This is a genomic window from Kitasatospora sp. NPDC001309 (assembly GCF_042896295.1).
In the GTDB taxonomy this organism is placed as follows: Bacteria; Actinomycetota; Actinomycetes; order Streptomycetales; family Streptomycetaceae; genus Kitasatospora.
This window is the reverse complement of the sequence record NZ_JBIAXC010000019.1, coordinates 33,046-58,566: the sequence shown is the minus strand read 5'-3', so window position 1 is coordinate 58,566 and position 25,521 is coordinate 33,046. Positions and strand designations below refer to the sequence as shown.

The window sequence follows — 25,521 nt, the reverse complement described above, 5'->3', positions numbered from 1 at the left end:
AGCAAACCGAGTACCCCTCGTCCATGAGGGGTACTTCGGCCGCCAAACCCAGAGTCCATCCGCCCCAGAGGCCCCTGGGTGGGCTCTGGCCTGCGCATATGCCTCCGTGGCGGACTGCCCGGTCCTCACAGCCACGGGCTGCCTCTGACGTCGCGCGCTCCCGGACTTCCATCCTCGGCCGACGGCGGCCACACCACCCCGGAGACGACGAAGGCGGAGGATACGAGATTCGAACTCGTGAGGATTGCCCCCAACACGCTTCCAATTCTCCGGGGCGCTGTCCGCCGGGGGTTCGTGCCGGTTCTGACCTCGGATGAAGTGGGTGGGGCCCAGGCTTTGAACGTTGCTGGGCCGCAGTGAATGAGACCGGAACTGAGACCATGAGCCGGTCCCGGAATATGGGCCGACTGGGTCGCGCGCGCGGGCAAGCAGCACGAGGGCAACCTAGTCCTCCGCCATCGGATAACGCCCGTCAGCGCGGCGCCCGTGGTTAAGCGGCGCCTGGCAGTCTCCTGGTCGGCAACCCCTGACCAATCAGCTGACAAGGCTTTGCTGTCAGTACCCGGCCCTAGGCTAGCTCGATGGGATTCAGATCCAGCTTCTCGCTCCAGCGCATGGTCAAAGCAGCAAGGGGGCTCACCGAGTACGTGGTGGTCCAGCAGCGAATCGACACAGTGTTGCGCATCATGGGAACGGACCGCACGTACGGCAAGGGCCGGCCATTGGTGGACGCCCTGAACGATGTGGCCCAGGGGGCCATCCTCTGTGGGGACTTCGCGTTTGCTCAGCGCTTCCAACGGTTCGCCGGCTACGCCGACGGAGAGCTGTTCCTCGAAGTTGTGGAGGGGTACTACGACGAGGACGCTCAGCAACGTGGTGAGGAGTTCCATCGGAGGATGGCCGCTCTTGGCGCGGACCGGGCGGTTGCCGTGCTTGACGTGCTCTGTCGTGACAATCCGGACGCGACTGCCGCAGATGCCCGTGACCTCTTCCGTGGCATTGCCCAGTCCGCCGATCACCTGGGAGTCGAGGCTGGCGAGGGTGGGATCCGGCTGTCCACGCGGGAGGTGAGGAGACTCCAGCAGTACGGCCACTTTGAGCTGGTCCTGCGAAGTCTGCCGCGTCCGGCCTCTGCAGAGTCTGCCCGGCTGCTGGGCGATGTCCTGGCGGATGCCGACGCGGGGCTGTTGGCCCAGTTCCTTGAGCTGAAGGCCAGGCGAGTCGGCCTCGCGGCCCTGAGGGCTGCGGTGGACGATCCGGCCAGTTCCGAGAGCGCGCTTCACGCCTGCCTGAAGAATCAGGCGTGGATCTTTGGCGGGGCCTATATGGGTGAGCTGGCGCGCCGTCAGTACACCCCGGATACCATCCTGGACATTCCGCTCCTGCGTGCCGATGGTTCCCTGCACGTCGTCGAGCTCAAGCGGGCCAATATCGAGAGCTTGGTCATTCGCCGCAGCGGCCATCTGATGCTGGGCGCGCTACCCCATCAAGCGGTCTCCCAGGCGCAGAACTACCTGCGGACACTGGACGAGAACCGGCGGACCATTCTGGCCGACTACGGCGTCGACAGCCGCAGGGCCTCGGCCACGATTGTGATCGGCCACTCGCGCTACGTGGGAGGGGGTATTACGCCGATGGAGGTCGCGGAGACCCTGCGCACCTACAACACGCACGCCACCCGGATAGAAGTGATCACCTACGAGACCCTGCTCGATTCGGCTAGTCGGATGCTTGCACTGTCATCCGAACAACAGGAGTCGGAAGCGACTGAGGAGGCGGACTCATGACTGACGCCCATCCCTCGATCGAGCAACTCCTGGCGCGCCTGTGCGGTGGCTCGATCACTGCGAAGGACTACGTGGGCTACTTCCTGAACGAGTACGGCGAGGAACTCGTCTTCGCCCAGCGTCGAGGGGAGAAGACGGCGCGCCTCTGGCACAGCGATGCGGATTGGCAGCTGTTCCGCGTCGGCGACCACTCGATCCGGGTCGGAGAGGTCATGGACGGGATGATCACTGTCAGCGGCCTGGTCATTAACCAACCAGAGGCAACCTGGCTGGCCTCCTGCTTGGAGGCATCTCGCCACCTGCGCCGTCGGTAGCCATGATGCCAGCGGGGCAGCCCGGAAACGACGAAGGCCCGGGCCGCTGAGCGGTCCGGGCCTTCGTGAAGGCGGAGGATACGAGATTCGAACTCGTGAGGGATTGCTCCCAACACGCTTTCCAATTCTCCCGAACGCCGTCCGCCGGGGTTCACACCCGTCCTGACCTGCGCCGGAGTGAACCGCTGGGCGGCGGCTGAACCCGGCTGGACGGGGGTGAATGAGACCAAAACTGAGACCAGCTGGCTCCGCTCACCAGGCCCGACAGCCCCTGCTCACGACGCCTCTGGTCAGCTGGCTCCTGCCTCTACGCGCCATGAGGCGAGCCCGCTCCTAAGCACGGGGACTGTCCGGATCGGGGGCGGGCAGTGGCCAGTTGGGGTGGGCGAGGTGGCGGCGCAGGGCGTCGAGGCGGGCGAGGTGGTGGTCGAGGGCGGCGTTGACGGTGCTCGTGGTGGCGGCCACTCGTGCTTCGAGGTCGTGGATCCGGTCCAGGAGGTCCTGCCAGCGCCTTTCGGCGGCGGTGGCAGGGTCAGGCGCGGCGTCGGTCGCTGTCATCGCGGAGCTGGGTGGTGTGGTGGGTGAGGGCGTCGAGGCGGGTGGCGAGGTGGCCCTGGCCGGTTCCGAGGTGGGGGCGGACGGCGGCGAGGGGCTCTATCAGGTCGGCGGGGTCGGTGGCGCCGAGGGCGGCGGTCAGGGCGGCCTGGGCGGGACGGGCGCCGGGAGCGAGTGCGGCCGTGGTGATCTGGGCGGCGAGGACCCGCAGCTCGGCGGCGTTGTCGCGGGCCCAGACGGTGACCGATCGGTCGGCGGCTCGCCGGTCACGGACAGCCTTGACCCGTTCCGCGCCGGTACCGGACCGCGAAACCTCGGCGGCGGGCTTGAGGCGCAGGTAGCGGTTCTCGGCGGCCTGGCGGCTGGCGACGCCCATCGGGTGGGCGAGGTCGGCCCAGGTGGCGCCGGCTTCCCGGGCGCTCTCCACCAGGCCGGCCTCCCAGCCGGCGAGCTGGCCGCGTAGTTCGCGCAGCAGGACGAGTGCGGCCAGGGCCTGCTCGGGGCCTTCCCGCTCACCGGGGGCGGTCGGGGGCCGGGACGCGGGGTTCTGGGCGGTGCGGACGGCGTCGTCGATGGCGGCCAGCGCCGCCGCGGCTGCCAGGAACGAGACGGGCTCGACCGGCGGGCAGGCGTTGGGGGCGGCTCTGCGGGACTTCTCGCTCATGCAGTCACTCTATAGGCGACGCGGCGACTTGTCATCGGATGGATGACGCGCTAGAAAGGAGTCAGGTGAAGCGCACTGGCTCCCACAGCCCAACCACCTGGAGGTGTTTCGCAATGCTGCTGCGCACTGACCCGTTCCGTGAGCTGGACCGGCTGACCCAGCAGTTCCTCAACACGACCGGCACCTGGTCGCGTCCGACGCCGATGCCGTTGGACGCCTACCGGGCCGGCGACGAGTACGTGATCTGCTTCGACCTGCCGGGGGTTGACCCGGAGGCGATCGACATCGACGTCGAGCGGAACATGGTGACCGTCAAGGCCGAGCGCCGCCCGCGCCAGGAAGGCGAGGGCATCAAGTGGGAGCTGTCCGAGCGCCCGCTCGGCGTGTTCTCCCGCCAGGTCATGCTCTCCGACACCCTCGACCCCGCCGGGATCACCGCCGACTACGACGCCGGCGTGCTGACCCTGAAGATCCCGGTCGCCGAGAAGGCCAAGCCCCGCAAGATCGAGATCAGCCACAGCGGAAGCCGCAAGCAGATCCAGGCCTGATCCGTTCCCCGATGCCGTTCCGGCCGCCCCTGATCTCTCCCCCTCGATCGAATGGGGCGGCCGGAACATCCCTCGACCGCCGGGCCGGCCTACTTGGACCGGCCTACCAGCAGCGACGCGGAAACGCCATGAACGGCCAGAGCAACCAGCCCTTCATCGTGCGAGCCCACGGCGAGATCGACCTCGACGCCGCACCCTCGCTGCACCGTGCTCTGGCCACCGCGCTCGAGTCGCACCGGGAGGTGGTGCTGGATCTGTCGGAGGTGACGTTCATGGACTGCGCGGGCCTGGGCGCCTTGGTCCGGGCCCAGGGCCAGGCCGACCGGTGCGATGCCCGCCTGGTCCTGCGCGGGGCCGGCCGCTGCGTGATGCGGCTGCTCAAGCTGACCGGTCTGCACCGGCGCCTGGCTGTCGAGCCTTGAGGCCACCCGGGCGCGCCGGGCCTCGGTACGGAGGAAGAACCGCGATGACGCTTCGATGGGAGACGTTCCTGGAAGAGGTCCGGGAGCGCGGTGAGTACGACAGCCCGCAGGAGGCCGAGCGGGCCGCCCGGGTAATCCTGGCCCTGCTCGGCGCCCACCTGGTCGGCGACGTGCGCGCCGAACTGGCCGCCCGACTGCCCGAGACCATGGCCCTGATCCTGCTCAACCCGCTGCACGCCGCCGAGCCACTCAACCCCGAGCGGTTCGTGCGCGCGACCGCGGCCTGGATCGAGGGCGCCACCGAGGCCACGGCCCTGTGGGACATCGGCGCCGTCCTGTCCACAGTGGCCGACGCCGCCGGCGACTACCTCATGGACCAGGTCCTGCTCCAGTTGCCACCCGGCTACGACCTGCTGTTCGGCCGCCCGACCGCAGGGACGCGACCCTGACCCTGACCCTGACCACCCCTCACACGCCGCCGGCCCGCCCAGCGGCCAGCCCCTGGAAGGCTCCACGGTCATGACCCGCTACCGCCACCTCCTCCAGCAGGTCCGCAACCTCGGTCGCTACCCCACCGACGAGGAAGCCGAACGCGCCCTCGATGCCGTCCTGGCCCTCCTCGGCTCCCAGCTCACCGGCGACGAACGCTGCGACCTCGCCGCAGCCCTGCCCGAACGGGCCCGCGCCGTCCTCGCCGCCCAGATCCCCCTGCCCCATCCCGTCACCGCCCCCGCTTTCGTCGAAAGCCTCGCCCACACCCTGGGCACCAGCCTCACCGCCGCCCGCTGGGACGCCTCCTCCGTCCTGGCCGCCCTCACCACCCTCACCGACGACAACCTCACCGACTGCCTCCTCGCCCACCTACCCCGCGGCTACGCCCTGCTGTTCGGCCGCGCGGACCTGGCCGCCGTCGCCTGAAACAGCGGGCCCGACCCACCTCGCGGGAGCGCTCCGCGCTGCCCTGGCAAGCACCCAACCGCACACCGAATGAGGCGACGCGACCGATGGACAGACCCCAGCGCTACGCGGTCACCCTGCCCGGCCCGCCCGGCCGGCACGGGCCGCCCGAGGTCGTCGTCGTCCACCTCATCGGCGTGTACACCGCTACCGGGGAACCGGTGTACACAGATGAGGCGGGCGCATTCCGGGTGGCGATCGAAGGAGAGGTGGCCCGGCCGCTCACCGCGCTGCCGGGGCCCGGCCGCCATGCCTGCCTTCACGCCGTGCCACTGCCCTGACCGGATGCTCGCGGTTCTCGGTGCCCCGAGTGAAGTGCCAGTGTTCGCCGTCGTCTTGGCTGCTGATGGCGGCGCGGAGGGGTATGTTTCCGCGCATGGAGGTCTTGGTGCCCACCAGGCTTCTTATGCCCAGGCGCCGACCAACGTCGGCTCGGGCCGGAGCTTGATGCCGGTTGCGATCTCGACCTGCGCCGAGAGTTCAGTGAGGGCCTGGGCGAAGCCAGTTGCGGTCGCTCCGCCGTGGGCGGTGAGGGTGAGGGTGCGGTGTTCCGAGCAGCGGATGCCGTCTGCGATCTTGTAGCCGGGGCGGTAGCCGGTGTGCTCCAGCAGCCAGCCGGCGCTGGCCCGCAGTTGCCCGTCGCTGTCGCTGTGGACCGGGCAGCCGGCATCCGACCAGCGGGCGGCCTGGGTGGCGGTGACGGGTGGGTTGAGGAAGACCGATCCGGCCTGGCGGGCGTCGGGTCCGTGGGGGTCGAGGAGGAGTCCGCGGCGGTGGCGGTTGGCGAGGACGGCGGTGGCCACCTCGGCCACGGGCGGTCGGGCGCCGACGTGGACGCCGAGTTCGTCGGCGAGCGGCTGGTAGGTGATCGGGGCAGCCGGCGAGCGGGTGAGGTGGAACGTCGCGGTGAGGATGGTCCAGCGGCCGGGGTCGTTCTTGAAGCGGCTGTCGCGGTGGCGGAGGCGGCATGCCTGGGTGGGTAGGGTCCGCAGGCGGCCCATGTCCCAGTCCCAGGCGGTGAGGTGGTCGAGGGTGTCGGAGACCTGCTGGCCGTAGGCTCCGGCGTTCTGGACGGGGGCGGCGCCGACAGTGCCGGGTATGCCGGCCAGGCACTCGATCCCGGCGAGGTGTTCGGCTGCGGCCCACTGGACGAGGTCGGCGAGCGGGTGGCCGGCCTGGACGGTCGCGGCCACCGTGTCGTCGTCCACCCGCTTCACGGTGATGCCCCGGGTGTTCATCAGGGCGACGGTGCCCTCGTGGCCGGTGTCGGAGGCGATGACATTGCTGCCGTGGCCGAGGGTGAGGGGCGCGTCCTCCTGCCGGTCGCCGATCGTGCGGACCAGTTCGAACCAGTCGTCGGGGTCGGCGACCTGCAGGACGTCGCTGGCCGGGCCGCCGAGCCGCAGGGTGGTGAGGGACGCGAGCGTGGTGCTGGGCACGGGTGGCCCTCCTAGGGTTCGTCGGTGATCGCCTTCAGGGCGAGGGTCCGCAGCGGGGCGAGACGGGTGCGGTTGTCCTGGTGGTGGTAGACGGCGTTGGTGCAGATGGCCAGGTAGCGGCCGGTGGCCGGGGCGAGGTAGAGGCTGGTCCCGGTGAAGCCGTGGTGGTAGGCCACCCTGCCCTCGTCGGCGAGGATCCAGGCCAGGCCACGGTCGAGGCCCGCCTCGATCTCGGCCTGTGGCTGCATGCTGTGGGCGAGCCAGCGGCCCAGGGGCCCATCGGTGGCGTGCGAGGACAGCAGGTGGGTGGCGAAGGCGGCGAGGTCGGCCGGGGTGGTGAACACCCCGGCGTGGCCTGCGACTCCGCCGAGCAGGGCGGCGTTGTCGTCGTGCGGCATCCCCCACAGCCGGGGCCCGCCCGCCAGCCGCTGCTCGGTCGGGGCGACCAGGGCGGAGCGGGGCACCGGTCCGTAGGTCGTGCTGGTCAGGTCGAGGTGCTGCCAGAGCTCTGCTGCCAGCTCGTCCAGGCGCTGGCAGCGGTAGTGGGCCAGAGCCAGGCCGAGGAGGATGAAGCCGCGGTTGATGTAGCGGTGACCGGCTCCGGGCTCAGCGATCAGGTCTTCGCCGCAGATCAGCTCGGCCAGCGGCTCGGTGCGGCCCCGGTATCGGTCGAGGCGAGTGTCGGCCCGCAGGCCGGAGGTGTGGGCCAGGATCTGGCGGGCCGTCACCTCGCCGCCGGGTGCTTCGGCCGGGATGCCGGTCAGCAGGTCGCGGATCGGGGTGTCCAGGGTGAAGCCGTCCATGAGGGAGGTGCCGACCAGCGGCCAGGTGGCCAGGACCTTGGTCAGTGAGGCCACGTCGTACACCGTGTCCGGCCCCGGCCGGGCGTCGCCGCACTCGGGGGCGACGACGCCGGAGGCCAGGTAGCCGGGCTCGGTGTCGAAGGTGCCATGGGCGATGACGCCGCCAGGCACAGTGCCGTCTGCGGTCATCAAGTCCAGGCAATCACGCAGGTCGGCGAGCGCGTTCGGCTTCCACGGCACGGCGTTGGTCACGGCTACTCCTGGTCGATCGTCAGGTGGGCACCGAGCGCGGCCAACTTCGGCAGCAGGCTGCCGTATCCGCGCCGCAGGTGATACATCCCTCGGATCGTAGAGGTGCCCTCGGCAGCCAGGGCGGCGATCACGAGAGCGGTCACAGCCCGGATGTCCTCCCCAGCCACGCTGGCGCCGTTGAGGGCGGACCGGCCCCGGACGGTGATCGCCGAGCCGGTCGCGTTGACGGCAGCGCCGAACGCGGCCAGGGCGGGCAGGTGGGTGTCGCGCTGGGTGTAGATCCGCTCGTCGATGCGGGAGGTGCCCTCGGCCTGGGTGAGGAAGGCAGTCAGCTGTGGCTGCACGTCGGTCGGGAAGCCGGGGTGCGGGCCGGTGGCCATCTGTACCGGCCGCGGCCCGGCCGGGGTGCTGACCGCCGTTCCGCCGTCCAGCGGGTCGAGCTGGATTCCGGCGTCGGCGAACACCGACACCAGCCCGTCCGGGAACGCGGCCGGCGGGAAGCCGTCCAGGTGGACGGTGCCGCCGGTGATGGCGGCGGCCAGCGCGAGAGTGGCGGCCTCCAGCCGGTCCGGCGGCACGGTGAACACCCCGCCCCGGATGCGGTCGGTGCCGGTGACGTTCAGAGCCGTCCCGCCCCGCCACTCGATGCCGACGCCGGCCTGCGAGAGCAGGGCGGCGGTGTGGGTGACCTCGGGTTCCACACTGGGGTTGAGGATCGCGGAGGTGCCCGGGGTCCGGGCGGCCAGCAGCATCGCGGTGACCGTCGCACCCAGGCTCGGCCCCCACGAGCGGGTCTCGGCGTCGGTGATGAACGGCAGCCGCTTGCCGGTGAAGCGGGCCCGCACCCGGCCCCGGTTCACCTCGACCTCGGCCCCGGCGGCTTCCATCGCGGCCAGGTGCCGGTCGATGTAGCGGGCGCAGAAGGCGTCCCCGCCGGGGGTGGGGAAGGTGACCTTGCCGGCGCGGGCCAGTAGGGCGCCGCCCATCACCGCGGTGGTGCGGATGCGCCGTCCGAGGTCGTCCGGGATAACCGGGAAGTAGGAGTCGGCCGGTCGGGTGGCGAACTCGTCGCCTGCCACGGTGGCGCGGGTGCCGGTGCGGTGCAGCATGTCGGCGACGACCAGGGTGTCCAGGATCTCGGGTGCACCGGCCAGGGTGAGCGGGTCGTCGGCGAGGATCGCGGCGGCGTACAGGTGCAGGGCGATGTTCTTGCTGCCCTGGACGGCGGCGGTGCCGACCAGGCGGCGGCCCCCGGTGATCCGCACGGCCCGCTGGTCGGTCATGGTGGTGGTGTCGGTGGTGGGCATGGTCACCTTCCCTGGCTTCCGGCCGGGAAGAAGCCCCCGACCTGGGTCTTCGGGTAGAGCAGGGTGTGCGCGCCGATCAGGGTGGCGGGCTGGAGCACGGTGCCGGCGGGAACGATCACGCCGTCGCCGATCACCGCGCCGAACTTCGTCTGGCCGGTGGCGATGCGGCGGCCGTCGAGGTGGGCGCAGACCTCTTCGGTGGCCGGTTCAACGACCGGCCCGGAGGTGACCCGCAGGCCAGTGGTGGACACGAACGCGCCGATGTTGACGCCGAGGCCGAGCACGGAGTCCCCGACAAAGCTGGTGTGCTTCATGAAGACCCCGCCGGTCAGCAGGGAGCGGGTGACCTCGGCGCCGAAGCCGATCTGGCAACCGGGACCGACGACGGTGTTGTCGCGCACCCGTGCGCCGGCCTCGATCACCGCGCCGGTGCAGACAAGCACCGGGCCGGTGACGAACGCGCCTTCCGCAATGACGGCTCCGGGAGCCACGATCACGTGGCCCCGAACGGTGGCGCCGGGCTCGATGGTCCCGGTCGCCTCCGGCAGCGAGACGTCCAGGTTGCCGGCCAGCAGGCCGGTGATGGCCTTCTTGAGGCCGAACACGGTCGGGCAGCAGTTCAGCAGGTGCAGCACGACCGGGTCGGTGACGTGCTCGGTATCGAAGTAGTACGCGGGTGTGGTGCGGTAGTCGATGCGCTCCAGCTCAGTGTTCAGCGCAGGCGCGTCGGTCAGCCGGTGCATGGCTGGATCTCCTCTCGGGCGAGCGAGGAAGAAGGGGAGGGGCCGTTGCGACGGCCTCCGGGTGCCTCAGAAGGCAGGCAGATCGGGCGCGGTCGCCGAAACCTGGGGGCTGGCCTCAGCCGGCTGATTATGAACAGCCAGGCCAAGTAGGGCGAGCACGGGCAGGTGCAAGGCGGCCCAGGATGCGGTGAGGAAGGCGCCGAGCCGGTCACGATCCGTTGGGGCGGCGTGCCGCCGGTTGTCGGGCGGCGGGGAGGTGCTGGGCGTTGGCATGGGAGGGCCTTCGGCAGCAGGGGGAGGAGTGGACGTTCCCCAGTGAACTGCCGGGCGGAAGCCTGGAACCGTAGCCGGACTACGGCACGTAGTCCGGCTACGGGTCAGACGATCTGAACGCCCGCTCGGGCGGCGAAGTCCCGTACGCCGGGCAGCTTGCGCTCGTGCCGAAGCAAGGGGGTGACAAGGTCACGGACGGCACCCCGGCGGATTTCCTGCGGGGCCGCCTCCTCGGCGGCCAGCAGAGCCCGGTAGCACTGTTCGGGCTTGTTCCACTGGTCGAACGCACGGGCCACATCGGTGAAGAACCGGGCTTGCCGCTCGGCGGTCGGCAGCGCGGTGGGGTCGATCGTGGAGGCCAGCTCGATTGCTCGGCCGGCGTCACCAAGCTCGTAATGCACCGACAACTCGTGCAGGGCGACGCCCTGGATGCCGTCGACCAGGCCGGAAGCCCGGCCGGCAGCTGCGGCGCTGTCGGCAGCCTCACGGATCAGCGAGTGCGCGTAGGTGCGGTCGCCGGTCTTCGCGGCGGTATAGGCCGCAGTGGCGTACAGGTCGCCGCGGGCGGCCAGGCGGGCAGACTCGGGGACCGCGGTGTCGGCGAGGAGGTCTTCGGCGGCGACCACCACGATGTCGGTTGCTCGGGCCAGGCTGCCCTGGCGGCGCCAGGCGCTGGAGACCATCCGCTGTGCCTCGGCGACCACTAGCGGGTCGCCGCCGTCCCGGGCGGCGGTGAGCGCGCGGTCGGCGGTGATGGCCACCAGGTTGTTGTCACCGATCTTGATGCACAGCCGAACTGCGATGTTGTAGAGCCGGGCGACGTTGCGAGCCCGCTCCTCGGTGCTGCCGACCATCTGGGCGGTAGCGATCCGGCTCGGCAGAGCCTCAGCGAGCGCGTCGTACTTGGCTGCCTTGAACTCGCGACGGGACGTCAGGAGGGAGGCGGCGACTGTCTCGTGGGTGGGCTCGCTGCGGGGCGCCGGAACCCGCCCTGTCCCGTAGAGCAGCAGGTCCTCCAGGCCGGCCAGCGGTGAGGCTGCCTCGGCGTGCGCGGCCTGCTGGCCGGCAACCGGGGTGAACAGGGCGGCAGCCGCCAGGGTCAGGAACGGGCGGCGTCGCACATCGTCCTCCTCGGCAGCGGAACTGCTCGTCAGCGTAGCCGAGGTGGACTTGCGGGGGCGGGACCTCGGCCGGTCTGCGGCTGGTTGCGGTAAGGCCATCAGCTCGTTGAGCTCGCAGCTCAGTACCTCCGCGAGGCGCCGGAGCAGGGTCAGATCTTTCACCTGCTGCAAGTCCCGTTCGACCAGGGACATCCAGACCTCGCTGCGGTCGAGCTCAGTGGCGAGGCGGAGCTGGGTCCACTCCATCTCGGCGCGACGGAGCGCGATGAACTTGCCGAACGTGATGCCGTTGCCCCCCACGCTGGCCCCCGGTGCCGTGTTGAAGCCACTACGGATCGCTACCGTACCGATGCTGGGGGCCACGGTGTAGTGCTTTCGGACCGGAGCTGGCAGTGACCGCGTTGTCCGGGAAGGTGCTGCTGGTTCGTGGGCCGGCCCTGGAATGCCTGAGGCCCGCTGTGTAGGCGAGCCTCAGGCTGCGGGTCACGACCAGGTAGTGCCGGCGAGCAGGCCGTCGAAGGCAAGTGCCCGCATGGCGGTTCCGTAGTCGTCCCACTCGTGTTCGGGGCGGTGAAGTGCAGGTCGAAGTAGGCGCGGGTGAGGTCGGGCTCGTGCCACTCGGTCGCGCAGCGGCAGCGGACGAAGACCTGGTGGCGGACGTTGAGGAGGAGCCAGTCCCGGCGGGCGCGGCAGTCGGGGCAGGTGATGGGGATGCCGCGGGCGTCGAGTTCGCCGGGGTGGGGGACGGCGCGGATGACGGCTCTGTGGTGGCCGTCGTGGTCGGTGCTGGGGTTGGTCAAGTGGGGCCCTTCGGTGTCGGGTGACGGCTGGCAAGCACACAAGACGCACGGCGGCCGGGGTGGTTCCCGGCCACCGGAGAAGACATCGAACCGACATCTATGGCACGGGCGTTCGTGTGACTTGGGGGCGCGGTTCAGGCACGTGAGCATCAGCGTCGGCGGGTGGGATCGCTGGCGGCCTTGGGGCTGGTCGGCACGGCGGGCGTGGTGGGCGCGGCCTTCGCGGTAGTGCTGGTGGTGTGGGCTCGGGCGGCCTGGGCGCGCTTGTCGATGCGGTCGGCGGTGGCGTTGCGCAGGCGCCAGAGGAGGACTTCGGCCGGTCGGTCGGCGGTGGTGAGTTCCCGTTGCTGGACGGCCTCGGCGAGGGCTCGGCGGGGTGGTTGGCCGGAGGATTCGGCCTGGGCGAGCGCGGTGGCGAGGGCGGGCCAGGAAGGGTCGGCGAGGATGCGCTGGGCGTGGTCGGGGACGGCGGCCTGGACCTGGGCGGCGAGGCGGTCGGTGGTCTTGGGGGTGGGGGTGCGGCGGGTGAGGTCGGCGATGACCGGCTCGGCCGTCTGCCGGTAGGCGGTTCGCAGGTGGACGAGGGACTGCTGGGCGGCGTGGGCTTGCTGCTGGTGGCCTTGGGTCTGGTGCCAGCGGGCAATGGCGATCACGACGAAGACGGCGGTGGACAGCAGGGCGGCGGCGGTGGCGCCGTCCTCGCCGGAGCCGGCGGTGTGCAGGAGTTGCTTGGCGGCGGTGCGGAGGGCTGCGGCCTGCTGGTGTTCGGCACGGACCTTGGATCGGGTGGCGCGGTTGAACGCGGTTGCGGCGGCTCGTAGTTCGGCGCGGGTGTGGGCGGGTGCGGTGAGGGCGGCGGTGTGGAGGAGTTCGCCGAAGGCGGCGGCCTGGGCCTGGACGACGTTGTCGAACGCGTCAATGCCGGGCACGTCGGGGTGGTGTTGGTCCTGGTAGGCGAAGCGGGCGGTCTCCCGCAGGGTGGTCTCGGCCTGTCGCCAGCGGTCCGGTTCGATCGTGCCCTGTGCGGGTGTGGTGGGCTGCTGGGTGGTGAGGCGTTCGCGCAGGCGGTTGATGGACAGGTCGGGGGAGAGCTTGGAGCCGCCGAAGTAGACGGGTTCGCCTTGGGCGTTGACGTCGCCAGGGCGGGCGAGGCTGTAGCCGATGACGTCGCCGCTCTCGGGTCCGATGCGGTAGCGGACCTGGATGCCGAGGGCGGTGAGGGTGGAGAAGTACTCCTGCTCGTCGCGGACGGCGGCGGCGACGGCTTGGGCCTGTTCCTGCAGCCACTCCTTGGCGGTCTGCTGGTGGCCGGTGCGCTGGGCCTTGGCCTGCTCGGCGCTGGTGGGCATCGGGGCGGCGGTGTGGTCGCCGGAGTTGAGCTGGCGCAGGCCGAGTTCCTTCTCGATCTTGCGACACTCGGCCTGGGCGCGTTGGCCGTCGCGCTTGTTGCGGGGGCGGCGGCCGTCCTCGCGGACGCTGGTGGCCATGATGTGGATGTGGTCGTCGGCGTGGCGTACGGCGATCCACCGGCAGCCCTTGTCGTCGCCATCGGGCGCGATGCCAGTGGCGTGGACGATCCGGCGGGCGACCTCGGCCCACTCGGCGTCGGTGAGGTAGCGGTCGCCCGGGGCGGTGCGCACAGGGCAGTGCCACACGTGCTGCGGGACGGTCGCGCCCAGGCGCCTCTCGCGGGCGCGGACGGGCTGGTCAAGGTAGTCAGCCAGTTGGTCGAGGAGCTGATGGTGCTGGTCGAGGGGGGCTCGGCCGGGGTCGGGCAGGCCGGGCATGGCGAACGCGGCGACGATGTGCGGGTCGGTGTGCTCGTCGCGTCGGCCGGGGCCGAAGAGGTAGGAGAGCAGACCGCGGGTGCGCGAGCCGGTGGAGACGTCAGGCACCACGGCGGCCTCCCGGCAGGACGCGCTGGTAAGCGTGACGGGCCTGGGTCGCGCAGGCGTGCAGCTCGGTCAGGACTTCCATGGCGCGCTCGGGGATCGGGCCGCTGTAGACCTCGACCATGAGCTGGTTGAGGTTGTTGCCGGCCCGGTCGATTGCCCGCTGGTGGGTGCCGATCGCTTCGGTGAGGAGGGCGATGGCCTCGTAGTCGGGCATGGGGACGAACGCATCGAGGCGGCCGGTCCGCATGTACGCCTGGGCGACGCTCATGGCGGAATCCGCGAGGAACGCGGATCGAGAGCGCTTGAGCTTCGTGGCGACGAAGTCGAGCAGTTCCTTCTCTGCCGGCTCGACCGAGCAGGTGATCTGGTCGTCGCGCTTGGTTCCGGAACGCGGCCGGTACATGCGTTCAGCAAGCGGAGCGGTGTTGTCGTCCACCGGAAGCGCGGGGCGGTCGAGCACCGGAACGCGCTCGTGGATGAACTCGGCAGGGGTCACGGTCGGCGCTTCACGCACGACGCGGTCGTCGGCGTCGGCACGCTCGGCGTCGATGTCGTTGTGCAGCTCGGTGTCGTACGGGGGAAGTTCGTCCTGATCATGGCCGCCCTCGGTCATGACCTCCTGGTCCGGCGCGCCCTCGCGCCGGTCCTGCCCCGCCACCCCTGGGGCGGGGTCAAGCGCAAAGTCCGCGGCGCCAACGGCGTTGTGGACTTTGCCCCAGCTTGCTCCGTCGTCGTCGTGACCGTGGCCGCTCCAGGGCAGGGCCTGCTTGACGCGGGCGAATATGCCACCACGTCCGGGCTTGTCGCTACCGGTTCCGCAGGGCTGTGCTTCCTGTTCGGGCGTGGCGGAAGCAGGGGCGAGGTGGTGCTGCTGGTCGGGCACGGGGATCTTCCGGTTCTTCTGTGAGGGCAGGTGGTTGTCGGCTGGTGGGGCGTTCGCCGGATGCGGGGTGATGGTCCGGCGGAAGAGGGGTTTGGCGGTGCCGGAGTTCCGGTGTAGACGTCGCCGGTTCAGGACTTCCGGGGTCTCCGGATGGACGCTGGGGGAGTTCCGGTGAGCGTCGGTCAGCTTCGGTGAGGGGCCGCTCGCCCGGTCCGGAAGCGGTCCGGTGCTCGGGCGAGCGGCGCGGGCCTCAGGCCGCCGAGGCGCTGGCTTGCGCGGCGGCCTGCTGCCTGGCCTCTTCGTCCTTGAAGCGCTGGGTCAGCTTGCCGAGGCGGTCGCTGGCGATGGGTATGCCGGCCTCGCGCAGGACTGTCCTGATCACGGCCTGGGTGGGGCCGTGCTCCTGGACGGCAGGCCGGACGATCTCGGCCAGCTCGTCCATCGAGGCGGCGGGCTTGCGGCCGGTGCGCTTGGTGCCCACCACCGGTTCCCGGCTGTCGGGCCGGACGTCGTCGTCGGGCTCAAGCACCGGTTCGTCGGCGGGCAGGTCGCCCTGCTCCGCGTCCGTCACCGGTGCGGACTCGGTTGCCGGTGCAGGCTCGGGGTTTTCGCGGAGCGGGAGTTCGCCATCGGCGCGCTTCGGGTCGGTGGCGGTGGTGTTGTGGGCGAGGAGGGTGCCGCCGAAGAAGGCGAGGGCGGGCCATCCGGCGACGAGGATCCGTAGCCAGGCGGGGACGTGGGCGAGGTCGAGGAGGCCGGCGGTGGCGACGTTGGCGCCGAGGGAGGCGGTCAGGGCGATGGCGAACCAGGTCCAGGCGGTGCCGGCGGGGCGGCCGGTGGTGCGCAGGGTTCGCATGCGGTGCCAGGCGGCGACGAGCAGCAGGTCGACTGAGACGGGGTAGGCCCAGGCTTTCCAGCCGTGTTGTCCGGCGGCTTCGGCGATGTCGTGGAGGTGGGCGAAGGACAGGGCGCCTGCGATGGCGGCCTGTACGAGGACGGCGTCCGGGCGGGGCAGACGCGGTGGGGTGGTGGAGGTCATGCGGAAGTGGTCCTCGCGGGTCGGGCGGTGGTGGTTTGTGGGATTGCCGTCTTTGCCGTCTTGCCGTCTTGGTGCTGCGGGACGGTCTGTGGGCTGGGGCGGATTCGGCTGCCCGGGTGGTGCCTTGGACGCGGCGGAGCTCGGGTTCAGGCCGGTGCGGTATCCGTCTTGGGGCTTGTATCCGTCCCGGAGGCATGGCCTTTGACCTGTGGTTTTACGGCAGGGACGGCTGGGACGGCACAAGACGGATGTGTTTCCCGTCCCGCCACCGGGCCCGCCGCTCACGCCCCGGACGGGGGCGGCGGCGGGCGCTGGCGGGAGTGGACGGCTGCCGTCTTGGCATGGGGCCTGATCCGTCTTGGTGCGGATGCCGTTGCCGTCTTGGGGTGCCGTTCCGTCTTGGCGGCAGGTGCGGTGACCTGCGGTTTTACGGCAGGGACGGCAGGGACGGCATTTCGGGGAGGGTGGTCAGCCTCTGCTGCCCGCTGCGGTGGCGTTCACGGGGTGGACTGCGGGGCAGTAGCGCCGCCAGGCGTCGAGGAACTTGTTGCGCAGGTAGCCCTTGCGCTGGGTTCCGTCGGGCATGCGGACGTTGCCGGAGGAGATGCCGAACTCGCGGAGCATCGCGCCGAGGCCGCGCGGGGTCAGCCCGCCTCGGCTGGTCTCGGCCCAGGGGGCCTCGGGGTCGCCGTTGAGGTTGAACAGCAGTTGGTCGGTGGCGATGCTGTCCGGCTCACCGGCGGCGTGGAAGATCCGCCGGATGTCCGCGAGGATCCGCGCGCCGCCGGGGTTGTCCTCCTCGGTCTGGACCTCGGCGTCGACCATGCGCTTGCACGCCTGGCGGGCCAGGCGGGGCCATGGTCCTCCGGCGAGGTCGGCGATGATCACCAGGGGTTCCCAGGTGTCGGCGGCGCGGTCCTCGACCGGCATGCTCGGCTCCAGGTGGAGGGCCTGGTCCGCGAGGGGTGCGGTCCAGCGGGCGATCTTGTCGCGGATCGCGTGCAGGGCGGGGCGGTCTCGCGCGGTGCGGTACGGCGCGACGCGCTCGCCCTCGGCTCGGCGGCGCATGCGGATCACGATCGAGCGGTCCATGATCGTGTCGGGGAGGTCGCCGATGCCGGCGATGGCCGCCATGGCGAAGGTGGGGAACTGGCGAGGGGTGTGGTCGTTGCCGACCACCCGCAGCACGTACCGGTCGCGCTGGTGCCCGGCGTTCAGCAGGCCACGCATCTCCTCGTTCTTCTCCGCCGCCTTCGGGCTGCCGAAGATCGTGTCCGCCTCGTCCACGAGCAGGGTGGGCGGCTCCTCGCTGATCGAGCGGAAGATGGCGGCCGGAGAAGAGTTCACCGTCAGCATCGCCTGGTGGACCGTCTCGGCGAGCACGTCGAGCAGGCGCGACTTGCCGCAGCGCTTTGCCGGGCCGACCACGGCCAGGCGCGGGGCGTGCTGCCACGAGCCCTGCAGGTGGGTCGCGGCGACCCACAGCGTGGCGGCGTCCAGGGCCTGCTCGGAGGGAAGAATCACGAACTTCGCGATCAGGGCCCTCAGCTGCGCGAGCAGGTCGGCGCCCTCGGTCACCTCGGTGTCGGGCATCAGGTCGGTCCCGTCCGGGACGGTGGGCTCGGCAGGCGCCGCCTCGGCGTCGTGTCCACAGGCTGTGGACACGACGGGCTGCTGGGCGGGCAGGTAGGTGCCGGGCTCGCCGGCCTTGGCCACGGGCGGCCATGCGACGGCGGGCTTGTCCGCTGGGAGGGGTGTGGCGTGGGGCTGGGAGGCAGTAACCTCGGTCATGGAGATCCTCACTCGGCGGCTCCGGGGGGCAACCCGGTCCGCCGTAGGTCGACTGTCCTGGGATGGGCGGTGGCGAGGTTTTCGATCAGCCCCCGGTGTTCGTAGCGCCGGGGGCTTCGCGTTTTCCTGGGGGCATTCGGGCTGGCGCCCGACCCGGCTTAACCTCTTCTCGGTTGGTCGTTTCATGCTGGCATGGTCGAACGTAGCGGGATATCGGCCTCCAGTCAAGCGATTCACGCATGGCAATCTCAACCTCTCTCGGCATTTCTGCTGGCTGGACTGATTCGTGAAGGTTTGGTGAAGGTCCAGTCAACCGCTTGGCGGTTGGGCTTTTCATGCTGCTACAGTCACTCCTGTCGTCGCGCCGCGCCTGCTCGCAATCGGAAGGAGGTTGATATGGTCAACCCCATGGTGCATCGGTACAAGGCCCTGGAGGGCGAGGCCCTCGTGGCCCACAACCTGAAGGTCTTGCGCAAGGCCGCCCGCCTCTCCCAGGAGGACGTGGCCGAACGCATGACCCGGCTCGGCTTCAAGTTCCACCAGACCCAGGTCGCCAAGATCGAGAACGGAACCCGCCCGGTCCGCTTCGACGAGGTGATCGGCCTGGCCAAGGCACTCAGCGTCCCGCCGGCGAACTTCATGACCGAAGCCGTGGCCGGCCCGGACGAACCGGACTACGAGCTGCAGGAAGCAGGCTTCGCCGTCGAGAAGGCCGAGCAGGAGTGGAGAACCGCCCACGACCTCGAACAGGCCGCCAAGGCCCGGTACGACGAGGCCCTGCGCACCTACGAGGAGATCGCCGAACGGCTCGAAGCCCAAGGCGTCGACCTCGGCCCCTCCGGCGCCGAGCCCACCTGGTACCCGGCCCCCAGCTCCCAGTGGGACCCGCTCCGCAAGGACCCCTCGGCCGACCGGTAAGCGAGCCCGCCCAGCTCGCCGCCTGGGGCATCCTCGCCGCGACCCGGCCGGAATCCTAAAAAGGCCAGACCGGCGCACGCGCCCAAGATCTTTTTTCGTTTCCGGCCGGGGCCGCCGTAGTGTGCCCGTCCCGCCCACCACCCCGCTGCCCGACCCTCGGCGCTACGAACGCTGAGGGCCGCCCCAGCTCGGGATCGACGGCCTCGCGGAGCATCATCGCCGCGACCCGGCTCGCAACCTAAAACGCTCGACCCGGCCCATGCGTCCAAGATCGTTTTAGGCCCCGAGCCGAGACCGCCGTAGTGTGCCCGCCCCGCCCACCACCTACCCCGCTGCCCGTCCCCCGGCGCTACGAACGTCGAGGGCCGCCCGGCAGCCCATCAACCCACCGCCCATCCCAACAGTCGCCACGGCGGCGCGTTGCCCCGCGCCGCTGGGAGGAACACCTATGCCTGAAACGCCCCTGTCCCTCGCGCGCCTTGCCGGCGCAATCGGCCTCACGGAGCACCAGCTCCTCGCCCTCGTCGCCAGCTGCGGCACGGAGGTGCCGGACCCGACGCTCGTCGCCCTCACCGTGGAGGAAGCCGCCCGTCGTCTCGGCGTCGGCCGGACGACCATGTACGCCCTGGTCGCCTCCGGCGAAGTCCCGTCCGTGACGATCGGCCGTCTCCGCCGAGTGCCCGCCGAGGCGCTCAAGGAGTACGTGGCCGCCCGTACGCAGGCTGCCCCTTCGACCGTCGCGCTCGCGGCCTGAGCGGGGGAACCGAATGGCGAACACCCGCAAGCCCAACGGCGACTCCTCGATCTACCAGGGCAGCGATGGCCGCTGGCACGGCCGCGTCACGGTCGGGGTCAAGGACGACGGCACCCCCGACCGCCGCCACGTCAGCGCCAAGACCCGCCCCGAGGTCACGGCCAAGGTCCGCAAGCTGGAGAAGCTGCGCGACAACGGCACCGTGCCCAAGGCTGGCCAGAAGTGGACGGTCGGCAAGTGGCTGACCCACTGGATCAAGGAGATCGTGCCGGGCACCGTCAGCGAGAACACATACGCCGGATACGAGGTCGCTGTCCGCGTGCACCTCGTCCCCGGCCTCGGCGCGCACCGCCTGGAGAAGCTGGAGCCCGAGCACCTGGAGCGCTTCTACAAGAAGATGCAGGCCGCCGGCAGCGCCGCCGGTACCGCCCACCAGGCCCACCGCACCATCCGTGTCGCCCTCGGCGAGGCTCTGCGGCGCGACCACCTCACCCGCAACGTGGCCACGATCGCCAAGGCCCCGAAGCTCGAAGAGGAGGAGGTCGAGCCGTTCGAGATCGAGGAGGTCCAGGCGCTCATGGACACGGCGCGCAAGCGCCGCAACTCCGCCCGCTGGATCTTCGCGCTCGCCCTCGGCCTGCGTCAGGGCGAGGTGCTCGGGCTCCAGTGGAAGGACATCGACTTCACCCGAGGCGTCGCCTGGGTCAAGCGCGGCCGACTGCGGCCCAAGTACCGGCACGGCTGCGGCGACCGCTGCGGGCGCAAGCCCGGCTTCTGCCCGAAGAAGGAGCCGATCCGGCGCGAGACCAAGGACACCAAGTCCCGAGCCGGGCGACGCGCGGTGCCGCTGCCCGAGCCGCTCGTCGTGATCCTCCGGCAGCACAAGGAGGAGCAGGACCGCGAGCGGGCCCTCGCGCGCGACCTCTGGACGGACAAGGGCTACGTCTTCACCTCGGAGACCGGCGAGCCGCTCAACCCCAGCACCGACTACCACCACTGGAAGCGTCTCCTGCGCGAGGCCGGCATCCGTGACGGCCGCCTCCACGACGCCCGCCACACCGCCTCGACCGTCCTGCTCCTGCTCGGCGTGCCGGAGCGGATCGTAATGGCGATCATGGGCTGGTCCTCGACCTCGATGGCCCAGCGCTACCAGCACGTCACCGAGCCGATGCTGAACGACGTCGGCAGGAAGATCGGCGCGGCTCTGTGGGGCGACGTCGGATCTGGCCCAGAGGACCCCGGCGAAGACGCCGCCTGAGGCCCAGAACCCCAACTGAGACCAAAACTGAGACCACGACACGAAGAAGGCCCCGACCGGAAACCCGGTCGGGGCCTTCAACTGCCTTGCTAGGCAAAGGCGGAGGATACGAGATTCGAACTCGTGAGGGGTTGCCCCCAACACGCTTTCCAAGCGTGCGCCCTAGGCCTCTAGGCGAATCCTCCGTGGGAGAGCTTAGTACATGTTTCGGGGTGCTCGCGACCAGCTGTCCCGCAGGCTGAGGGGTGGGGGTGGCCTGTGGATCGTCGGGGCCGGGATCCGGTACTGTGGGGGTCAGCCCCTCGTGTGGCGTCATCTCTCTGAACCCCCCCAGGGCCGGAAGGCAGCAAGGGTAGGAGGGCTCTGGCGGGTGCACGAGGGGTCTTTGCGTTCCCGGGGGCGTGTGGGCCGTGGGGAGAGCGGGGCCGGGGTGAAGGGGCGACGCGTTTGTCCGTCCGTCCCGATATCGTCGGGGGTGTGTCCCTAGCCCTGTACCGCCGCTACCGCCCCGAGACCTTCGCGGAGGTCATCGGGCAGGAGCACGTGACCGCTCCGCTCCAGCAGGCCCTGCGCAACAACAGGGTCAACCACGCGTACCTGTTCAGCGGGCCGCGCGGCTGTGGCAAGACGACGAGCGCGCGCATCCTGGCCCGTTGCCTGAACTGCGAACAGGGGCCGACGCCGACGCCCTGCGGGGAGTGCCAGTCCTGTCGGGACCTCGCGACCGGTGGGCCCGGCTCGATCGACGTGATCGAGATCGACGCCGCCTCGCACGGTGGTGTGGACGACGCGCGCGAGCTGCGTGAGCGGGCCTTCTTCGCGCCGGTGCACAGCCGGTACAAGATCTTCATCCTGGACGAGGCGCACATGGTGACCTCGGCCGGGTTCAACGCGCTGCTCAAGGTGGTCGAGGAGCCGCCGGAGCACCTCAAGTTCATCTTCGCGACCACCGAGCCGGAGAAGGTGATCGGGACGATCCGGTCCCGCACCCACCACTACCCGTTCCGGCTGGTCCCGCCCGGCACCCTGCGCGACTACCTGGCGGAGGTCTGCGGCCGCGAGGGCATCCAGGTCGAGGACTCGGTGTTCCCGCTGGTCGTACGGGCCGGCGCGGGCTCGGTGCGTGACTCGATGTCGGTGATGGACCAGCTGCTGGCCGGTGCCGCCGAGGGCGGCGTGACGTACCAGATGGCGACGTCGCTGCTCGGGTACACCGACTCGGCGCTGCTGGACGAGGTGGTGGACGCCTTCGCCGCGCAGGACGGCGCGACGGTGTTCCAGGTGATCGACCGGGTGGTCGAGGGCGGGCACGACCCGCGCCGCTTCGTCACGGACCTGCTGGAGCGGCTGCGCGACCTGGTGATCCTCGCCACCGTGCCGGAGGCCGGGGAGAAGGGGCTGATCGACGCCCCGGCGGACCGGGTTGCGGTGATGCAGGCGCAGGCGGACGCCTTCGGCGCGGCTGAGCTGAGCCGGGCCGCGGACATCGTCAACACCGGGCTGACCGAGATGCGTGGCAACGCGGCGCCCCGGCTCCAGCTGGAGCTGATCTGCGCCCGGGTGATGCTGCCGGGCGCGTACAGCGACGAGCTGTCGTTGCAGGCGCGCTTGGACAAGTTGGAGCGCCGGGCCGCGGCGGGAGGCTTCGCCGCACCGGCCGGGATGGCGCCGATGGCACCGATGGCACCGGTGGCCGGGGTGGCCCCGATGGCGGCCCCCGTGGCCGTTGCGACGGCGGCGCCGGCGGTCCCCCAGGCTGCCCCGCCGGTGGAGGTGCCCGCTCCGGTGCCCGCGCCGGTCGTGGCGGCCCCCGCCCCCGCCCCCGCGCAGGCCCCGGCACCCCCGGCCCCGGCCGGGCCCGCTCCGGGCGCCTGGCCGATCGCGCGCAGCTTCCCGCCCGCCGCCGGCGCACCCGCCCCCGCTGCTGCTGCCGCCCCCGTGCCGCAGCCGCAGGCCGCCCCGCAGCCCGCGCCGACCCCGGCCCAGCCGGTCCCCGCCCCCACCCCCGCCCCCGCGGGCGCCCCCGGCGGTCAGCCGTCCGCGGCCGCGCAGCAGGGCGCCGGGCAGGTCCGGCAGCTGTGGCCGCAGATCCTGGAGGCGGTGAAGAACCGCCGCCGCTTCACCTGGATCCTGCTCAGCCAGAACGGCCAGGTGGCCGGGTTCGACGGCAGCGTGCTCCAGGTCTCGTTCATCAACGCCGGTGCCCGGGACAGCTTCGTCGGCAGCAACAGCGACGACGTGCTGCGCCAGGCGCTGTCGGACGCGCTGGGCGTGGACTGGCGGATCGAGTGCATCGTCGACCCGTCGGGCGGCGTGGGTGCGCCGGCGGCGGCCCCGGCCCCGGCCGGCGGCGGCTGGGGGGCCCCGGCCCGTCCGGCGGCCGCCGCCCCGCCGGCGGCGGCTCCCGCCCCGGCGCAGGCCGCGGTGCAGGCCCCGCCGCAGGCGCAGGCCCCGGTCCAGGCGCCGCCCCGGCCGCAGGTGCAGGCTCCCGCGCCGGTGCAGGCCCCGCCGCCGGTGGCGGCGCCCCCGGCCCGCCCGGTGCAGTCGGTGCGGCCGGAGGACGACATCCCGGAGGAGGACGACCCGGACCTCAACGAGGAGACGTTCTCCGGCCAGGACCTGATCATCCGCGAGCTGGGGGCCACGGTGCTGGAGGAGATCCACCACCGCGGCAACTGAGCGCTCCCCGGGAGCGGGGCCACGGCATCCGCCCCGGGCCCGTAGGCTCGACCGTGACGTACGACGAACCGTGTGACAGCAAGGAGTGAGCCGTGTTCCCCGGTGGTGGTCAGCCCAACATGCAGCAGCTGCTCAAGCAGGCGCAGAAGATGCAGGAGGAGCTCGCGAAGGCCCAGCAGGAGCTGGCCGAGGCGAAGGTGAACGGTACGGCGGGCGGCGGCCTGGTCGAGGCCACGGTGACGGGTTCGGGCGAGCTGGTGGCGCTGACCATCGCCCCGGCGGCCGTGGACCCGGAGGACACCGAGACCCTGGCCGACCTGGTCCTGGCGGCCGTGCGGGACGCCAACCAGGCGGCCCAGAAGATGCAGGCCGAGCGGATGGGCCCGCTGACCCAGGGCCTGGGCGGCGGCGGCATCCCCGGCCTGCCGTTCTAGGGAAACCCCGGCCGTGATCCCCGCCGCGGGGGTCGACGGTCTGGAGTTCAGACGGCGGACCCATGTGATTTCTGTGGGAGTCGGGCGTCGGGCGGTGTGTCCGGCGCCCGATTCGTTGGATGATGGCACCGGGGCACCTCCGACCAGGAGCACCACCGGACCATCCGAGGGAAGGCGCGACGTTGTACGAGGGCGTGGTTCAGGACCTGATCGACGAACTGGGCAGGCTGCCCGGCGTCGGGCCCAAGAGCGCCCAGCGGATCGCCTTCCACGTGCTGCAGTCCGACCCGGTCGACGTGCGCCGTCTCGCGCACGCGCTGCTGGAGGTCAAGGACAAGGTCCGGTTCTGCGCGGTCTGCGGCAACGTCGCGGAGGCCGAGCGGTGCCGGGTCTGCCTGGACCCGCGGCGCGACCTCGGCGTCATCTGCGTGGTCGAGGAGCCCAAGGACGTCGTCGCCATCGAGCGCACCCGTGAGTTCCGCGGCCGCTACCACGTGCTGGGCGGCGCGATCAGCCCCATCGAGGGCGTCGGCCCGGACGACCTGCGCATCCGCGAGCTGCTCGCGCGCCTCGCGGACGGCACGGTCGCCGAGCTGATCCTGGCCACCGACCCCAACCTGGAGGGGGAGGCGACCGCCACCTATCTGGCCCGGCTGTGCAAGCCGATGGGCCTGAAGGTGACCCGGCTGGCGAGCGGACTGCCCGTCGGCGGGGACCTGGAGTACGCGGACGAGGTCACCCTCGGTCGCGCCTTCGAAGGGAGACGACTGCTCGATGTCTGACCGGACGATCAACCAGCAGCCCCACGGCTCCCCGCAGCCGGAGGCCGGGGCGACCGCCCCGCACACCCACGGCCACGGCTCCGAGCCGGACGACTTCGCCGTGCAGATCGCCGACTCGGTGGAGAGCTTCGTGCTCGCCGTCACCGAGGTCGCCAAGGGCGACGAACCGGGCAGCGCGGTCTCGCTGCTGCTCCTGGAGGTCTCGCAGCTGCTGCTGGCCGGCGGCCGGCTGGGCGCGATCGAGGACGTCGTCCCCGAGGACCGCTTCGAGCCCGACGCCGGGCCGGAGCCGGACGGCGAGCAGCTACGCGAGCGCCTCGCCGTGCTGCTCGCGCCGATCGACGTCTACCACGAGGTCTTCGACCCGTACGGTCCGCCGGAGAAGCCGAACGCCTTCCGGATCTCGGACGACCTGGCCGGCGTGGTCAGCGAGCTCCAGCACGGCCTGACCCACTACCGCGAGGGCCGGGTCAGCGAGGCGCTGTGGTGGTGGCAGTTCTCGTACCTCTCCAACTGGGGCACGACCTGCACGGCGGTGCTGCGGGCGCTGCAGTCGCTCATCGCCCACGTCCGGCTGGACAGTCCGATCGGTGCGGCGCCGGACGGCGCGGACACCGACGACGACGGGCTGACCGACGAGCAGTTGGAGCAGCAGGCGGGCGACCTGATGGAGGCCGAGCTCGGCCTCGGCCGGTAGGCGGCAGGTAGCCGGCCCTCGGCCGCAACCGAGGGCCGCAACCGAGGGCCGCAACCCAGGGCCGCACCGAGGGCAGTAAGCGAAGGCCGCAACCGAGGGCCGCCGCCGGGGACCGCGGCGGCCGTCGGCGATTGTGACGAATGCCTCAGCAATCCCCCCGGAAAAGAAATCCGGCCGGGGTACCCGGTATTCGTCCGGGAATTCTTCGGAACGGCGCCCGGTGTCCCGCAGACCTGCCGGTGGCACCGCCCGAACCGCCGCCCACGTGCTGAAACGGCCGTCTCATCATATGGAAAGCGCCGGTCAGGGCACCCCTGCTCGGTAGACTGGCGCGGACCGCACCCCCCTTTCCCCCGGGGGGTACGGGGGCCTGGAGCCCCCGGAAAACGACACTAGTCGAGGAGCG

25 protein-coding genes, 1 tRNA gene and 1 other RNA gene are annotated in these 25,521 nt (G+C 71.3%); 15 read left to right on the top strand and 12 right to left on the bottom strand.

The window, feature by feature from the left end; genetic code table 11:
• Positions 1 to 581 precede the first annotated feature (581 nt).
• Both ACFY2K_RS20410 and ACFY2K_RS20405 read left to right on the top strand, forming a co-directional pair.
• Entirely contained in the window at positions 582 to 1,787 is a 1,206-nt protein-coding gene (locus ACFY2K_RS20410; protein ID WP_387712957.1) for a Shedu anti-phage system protein SduA domain-containing protein, read from the top strand.
• Positions 1,784 to 2,101 (top strand): hypothetical protein, encoded by a 318-nt coding sequence (locus ACFY2K_RS20405; protein ID WP_387712954.1) that lies wholly within the window; start codon positions 1,784 to 1,786, stop codon positions 2,099 to 2,101. Before ACFY2K_RS20410 ends, ACFY2K_RS20405 begins: the two co-directional genes overlap by 4 nt.
• Positions 2,102 to 2,434: 333 nt before the next feature.
• Here the strand turns inward: ACFY2K_RS20405 and ACFY2K_RS20400 are convergent, their stop codons facing one another.
• The gene (locus ACFY2K_RS20400; RefSeq protein ID WP_380301025.1) at positions 2,435 to 2,659 is read right to left on the bottom strand and encodes a hypothetical protein; all 225 of its coding nucleotides are present in this window, start codon (positions 2,657 to 2,659) and stop codon (positions 2,435 to 2,437) included.
• Positions 2,634 to 3,320 (bottom strand): hypothetical protein, encoded by a 687-nt coding sequence (locus ACFY2K_RS20395; RefSeq protein ID WP_380301027.1) that lies wholly within the window; start codon positions 3,318 to 3,320, stop codon positions 2,634 to 2,636. Before ACFY2K_RS20395 ends, ACFY2K_RS20400 begins: the two co-directional genes overlap by 26 nt.
• 113 nt (positions 3,321 to 3,433) lie before the next feature.
• Here ACFY2K_RS20395 and ACFY2K_RS20390 point away from each other — a divergent pair, with 113 nt between their 5' ends.
• The 5 genes from ACFY2K_RS20390 to ACFY2K_RS20370 all read left to right on the top strand — a co-directional run bounded on the left by ACFY2K_RS20390 (position 3,434) and on the right by ACFY2K_RS20370 (position 5,528).
• Positions 3,434 to 3,868 carry an Hsp20/alpha crystallin family protein gene (locus ACFY2K_RS20390; protein WP_049649656.1) on the top strand — a complete coding sequence of 145 codons (435 nt, stop codon included), beginning with the start codon at positions 3,434 to 3,436 and terminating at the stop codon, positions 3,866 to 3,868.
• A 128-nt stretch (positions 3,869 to 3,996) separates the two neighbouring features.
• The gene (locus ACFY2K_RS20385) at positions 3,997 to 4,290 is read left to right on the top strand and encodes an STAS domain-containing protein (RefSeq protein WP_380301029.1); all 294 of its coding nucleotides are present in this window, start codon (positions 3,997 to 3,999) and stop codon (positions 4,288 to 4,290) included.
• Positions 4,291 to 4,334: 44 nt separating this feature from the next.
• Positions 4,335 to 4,739, top strand: a complete 405-nt coding sequence (locus tag ACFY2K_RS20380) for a DUF2267 domain-containing protein (RefSeq protein WP_380301031.1) — start codon at positions 4,335 to 4,337, stop codon at positions 4,737 to 4,739.
• Positions 4,740 to 4,809: 70 nt separating this feature from the next.
• The gene (locus tag ACFY2K_RS20375) at positions 4,810 to 5,208 is read left to right on the top strand and encodes a DUF2267 domain-containing protein (RefSeq protein ID WP_380390135.1); all 399 of its coding nucleotides are present in this window, start codon (positions 4,810 to 4,812) and stop codon (positions 5,206 to 5,208) included.
• Positions 5,209 to 5,294: 86 nt separating this feature from the next.
• Positions 5,295 to 5,528 carry a DUF6296 family protein gene (locus tag ACFY2K_RS20370; RefSeq protein ID WP_380301035.1) on the top strand — a complete coding sequence of 78 codons (234 nt, stop codon included), beginning with the start codon at positions 5,295 to 5,297 and terminating at the stop codon, positions 5,526 to 5,528.
• Positions 5,529 to 5,651: 123 nt separating this feature from the next.
• On the opposite strand, the gene ACFY2K_RS20365 is transcribed toward ACFY2K_RS20370, so the two are convergent.
• From ACFY2K_RS20365 to ACFY2K_RS20325, 9 genes are all read right to left on the bottom strand, one after another.
• The gene (locus ACFY2K_RS20365) at positions 5,652 to 6,686 is read right to left on the bottom strand and encodes a UDP-N-acetylmuramate dehydrogenase (protein ID WP_387712950.1); all 1,035 of its coding nucleotides are present in this window, start codon (positions 6,684 to 6,686) and stop codon (positions 5,652 to 5,654) included.
• 11 nt (positions 6,687 to 6,697) lie between these two features.
• Complete coding sequence (locus ACFY2K_RS20360) at positions 6,698 to 7,741, bottom strand: serine hydrolase domain-containing protein (protein ID WP_380390140.1); 1,044 nt, start codon at positions 7,739 to 7,741, stop codon at positions 6,698 to 6,700.
• A gap of 2 nt (positions 7,742 to 7,743) precedes the next feature.
• A complete protein-coding gene (locus ACFY2K_RS20355) occupies positions 7,744 to 9,048 on the bottom strand; it encodes a UDP-N-acetylglucosamine 1-carboxyvinyltransferase (RefSeq protein WP_387712947.1) in 1,305 nt (434 codons plus the stop codon).
• Between the two features lie 2 nt (positions 9,049 to 9,050).
• Entirely contained in the window at positions 9,051 to 9,791 is a 741-nt protein-coding gene (locus tag ACFY2K_RS20350) for a hypothetical protein (protein WP_387712944.1), read from the bottom strand.
• Positions 9,792 to 10,168: 377 nt separating this feature from the next.
• A complete protein-coding gene (locus ACFY2K_RS20345) occupies positions 10,169 to 11,548 on the bottom strand; it encodes a helix-turn-helix domain-containing protein (protein WP_380390144.1) in 1,380 nt (459 codons plus the stop codon).
• A 586-nt stretch (positions 11,549 to 12,134) separates the two neighbouring features.
• Positions 12,135 to 13,883: a relaxase/mobilization nuclease domain-containing protein gene (locus ACFY2K_RS20340; protein WP_380440307.1), complete on the bottom strand. Its 1,749-nt coding sequence runs from the start codon at positions 13,881 to 13,883 to the stop codon at positions 12,135 to 12,137.
• The gene (locus tag ACFY2K_RS20335) at positions 13,873 to 14,763 is read right to left on the bottom strand and encodes a hypothetical protein (RefSeq protein WP_380390150.1); all 891 of its coding nucleotides are present in this window, start codon (positions 14,761 to 14,763) and stop codon (positions 13,873 to 13,875) included. The genes ACFY2K_RS20340 and ACFY2K_RS20335 overlap by 11 nt, the downstream gene beginning before the upstream one ends.
• 250 nt (positions 14,764 to 15,013) lie before the next feature.
• Entirely contained in the window at positions 15,014 to 15,802 is a 789-nt protein-coding gene (locus tag ACFY2K_RS20330) for a DUF2637 domain-containing protein (protein ID WP_380390152.1), read from the bottom strand.
• Positions 15,803 to 16,270: 468 nt separating this feature from the next.
• On the bottom strand, positions 16,271 to 17,593 hold the full coding sequence (locus tag ACFY2K_RS20325; RefSeq protein WP_380390154.1) for a DUF3631 domain-containing protein: 1,323 nt from the start codon (positions 17,591 to 17,593) through the stop codon (positions 16,271 to 16,273).
• A 408-nt stretch (positions 17,594 to 18,001) separates the two neighbouring features.
• Between ACFY2K_RS20325 and ACFY2K_RS20320 the strand changes: the two genes are divergently transcribed.
• The 3 genes from ACFY2K_RS20320 to ACFY2K_RS20310 all read left to right on the top strand — a co-directional run bounded on the left by ACFY2K_RS20320 (position 18,002) and on the right by ACFY2K_RS20310 (position 20,523).
• The gene (locus tag ACFY2K_RS20320) at positions 18,002 to 18,511 is read left to right on the top strand and encodes a helix-turn-helix domain-containing protein (RefSeq protein ID WP_380390156.1); all 510 of its coding nucleotides are present in this window, start codon (positions 18,002 to 18,004) and stop codon (positions 18,509 to 18,511) included.
• Between the two features lie 448 nt (positions 18,512 to 18,959).
• A complete protein-coding gene (locus ACFY2K_RS20315) occupies positions 18,960 to 19,265 on the top strand; it encodes a helix-turn-helix domain-containing protein (protein ID WP_380390158.1) in 306 nt (101 codons plus the stop codon).
• 13 nt (positions 19,266 to 19,278) lie between these two features.
• Positions 19,279 to 20,523, top strand: a complete 1,245-nt coding sequence (locus ACFY2K_RS20310; protein ID WP_380390160.1) for a tyrosine-type recombinase/integrase — start codon at positions 19,279 to 19,281, stop codon at positions 20,521 to 20,523.
• Between the two features lie 100 nt (positions 20,524 to 20,623).
• Here ACFY2K_RS20310 and ACFY2K_RS20305 read toward each other — a convergent pair.
• Positions 20,624 to 20,708 (bottom strand) — tRNA-Ser (locus ACFY2K_RS20305).
• 111 nt (positions 20,709 to 20,819) lie between these two features.
• Between ACFY2K_RS20305 and ffs the strand changes: the two genes are divergently transcribed.
• From ffs to ACFY2K_RS20280, 5 genes are all read left to right on the top strand, one after another.
• Positions 20,820 to 20,910: signal recognition particle sRNA small type (ffs, locus tag ACFY2K_RS20300), an RNA gene on the top strand.
• A gap of 90 nt (positions 20,911 to 21,000) precedes the next feature.
• Positions 21,001 to 23,202 carry a DNA polymerase III subunit gamma and tau gene (locus ACFY2K_RS20295; RefSeq protein ID WP_387712938.1) on the top strand — a complete coding sequence of 734 codons (2,202 nt, stop codon included), beginning with the start codon at positions 21,001 to 21,003 and terminating at the stop codon, positions 23,200 to 23,202.
• A gap of 92 nt (positions 23,203 to 23,294) precedes the next feature.
• On the top strand, positions 23,295 to 23,636 hold the full coding sequence (locus ACFY2K_RS20290; RefSeq protein ID WP_360227091.1) for a YbaB/EbfC family nucleoid-associated protein: 342 nt from the start codon (positions 23,295 to 23,297) through the stop codon (positions 23,634 to 23,636).
• A gap of 182 nt (positions 23,637 to 23,818) precedes the next feature.
• On the top strand, positions 23,819 to 24,418 hold the full coding sequence (gene recR, locus ACFY2K_RS20285; protein WP_375887690.1) for a recombination mediator RecR: 600 nt from the start codon (positions 23,819 to 23,821) through the stop codon (positions 24,416 to 24,418).
• Positions 24,411 to 25,115: a DUF5063 domain-containing protein gene (locus ACFY2K_RS20280; RefSeq protein ID WP_375887687.1), complete on the top strand. Its 705-nt coding sequence runs from the start codon at positions 24,411 to 24,413 to the stop codon at positions 25,113 to 25,115. The genes recR and ACFY2K_RS20280 overlap by 8 nt, the downstream gene beginning before the upstream one ends.
• The last annotated feature ends 406 nt before the right edge of the window (positions 25,116 to 25,521 follow it).

Excerpts from the sequence above, each read along its gene's own strand:
- ACFY2K_RS20375 (WP_380390135.1), top strand. The coding sequence starts at position 4,810 with ATGACCCGCTACCGCCACCTCCTCCAGCAGGTCCGCAACCTCGGTCGC.
- ACFY2K_RS20320 (WP_380390156.1), top strand. The coding sequence starts at position 18,002 with ATGGTGCATCGGTACAAGGCCCTGGAGGGCGAGGCCCTCGTGGCCCAC.
- ACFY2K_RS20310 (WP_380390160.1), top strand. The coding sequence starts at position 19,279 with ATGGCGAACACCCGCAAGCCCAACGGCGACTCCTCGATCTACCAGGGC.
- ACFY2K_RS20395 (WP_380301027.1), bottom strand. The coding sequence starts at position 3,320 with ATGAGCGAGAAGTCCCGCAGAGCCGCCCCCAACGCCTGCCCGCCGGTC.
- ACFY2K_RS20385 (WP_380301029.1), top strand. The coding sequence starts at position 3,997 with ATGAACGGCCAGAGCAACCAGCCCTTCATCGTGCGAGCCCACGGCGAG.
- ACFY2K_RS20280 (WP_375887687.1), top strand. The coding sequence starts at position 24,411 with ATGTCTGACCGGACGATCAACCAGCAGCCCCACGGCTCCCCGCAGCCG.
- ACFY2K_RS20355 (WP_387712947.1), bottom strand. The coding sequence starts at position 9,048 with ATGCCCACCACCGACACCACCACCATGACCGACCAGCGGGCCGTGCGG.
- ACFY2K_RS20400 (WP_380301025.1), bottom strand. The coding sequence starts at position 2,659 with ATGACAGCGACCGACGCCGCGCCTGACCCTGCCACCGCCGCCGAAAGG.
- ACFY2K_RS20405 (WP_387712954.1), top strand. The coding sequence starts at position 1,784 with ATGACTGACGCCCATCCCTCGATCGAGCAACTCCTGGCGCGCCTGTGC.
- ACFY2K_RS20390 (WP_049649656.1), top strand. The coding sequence starts at position 3,434 with ATGCTGCTGCGCACTGACCCGTTCCGTGAGCTGGACCGGCTGACCCAG.
- ACFY2K_RS20410 (WP_387712957.1), top strand. The coding sequence starts at position 582 with ATGGGATTCAGATCCAGCTTCTCGCTCCAGCGCATGGTCAAAGCAGCA.
- ACFY2K_RS20330 (WP_380390152.1), bottom strand. The coding sequence starts at position 15,802 with ATGACCTCCACCACCCCACCGCGTCTGCCCCGCCCGGACGCCGTCCTC.
- ACFY2K_RS20370 (WP_380301035.1), top strand. The coding sequence starts at position 5,295 with ATGGACAGACCCCAGCGCTACGCGGTCACCCTGCCCGGCCCGCCCGGC.
- ACFY2K_RS20350 (WP_387712944.1), bottom strand. The coding sequence starts at position 9,791 with ATGCACCGGCTGACCGACGCGCCTGCGCTGAACACTGAGCTGGAGCGC.
- ACFY2K_RS20315 (WP_380390158.1), top strand. The coding sequence starts at position 18,960 with ATGCCTGAAACGCCCCTGTCCCTCGCGCGCCTTGCCGGCGCAATCGGC.
- ACFY2K_RS20325 (WP_380390154.1), bottom strand. The coding sequence starts at position 17,593 with ATGACCGAGGTTACTGCCTCCCAGCCCCACGCCACACCCCTCCCAGCG.
- ACFY2K_RS20380 (WP_380301031.1), top strand. The coding sequence starts at position 4,335 with ATGACGCTTCGATGGGAGACGTTCCTGGAAGAGGTCCGGGAGCGCGGT.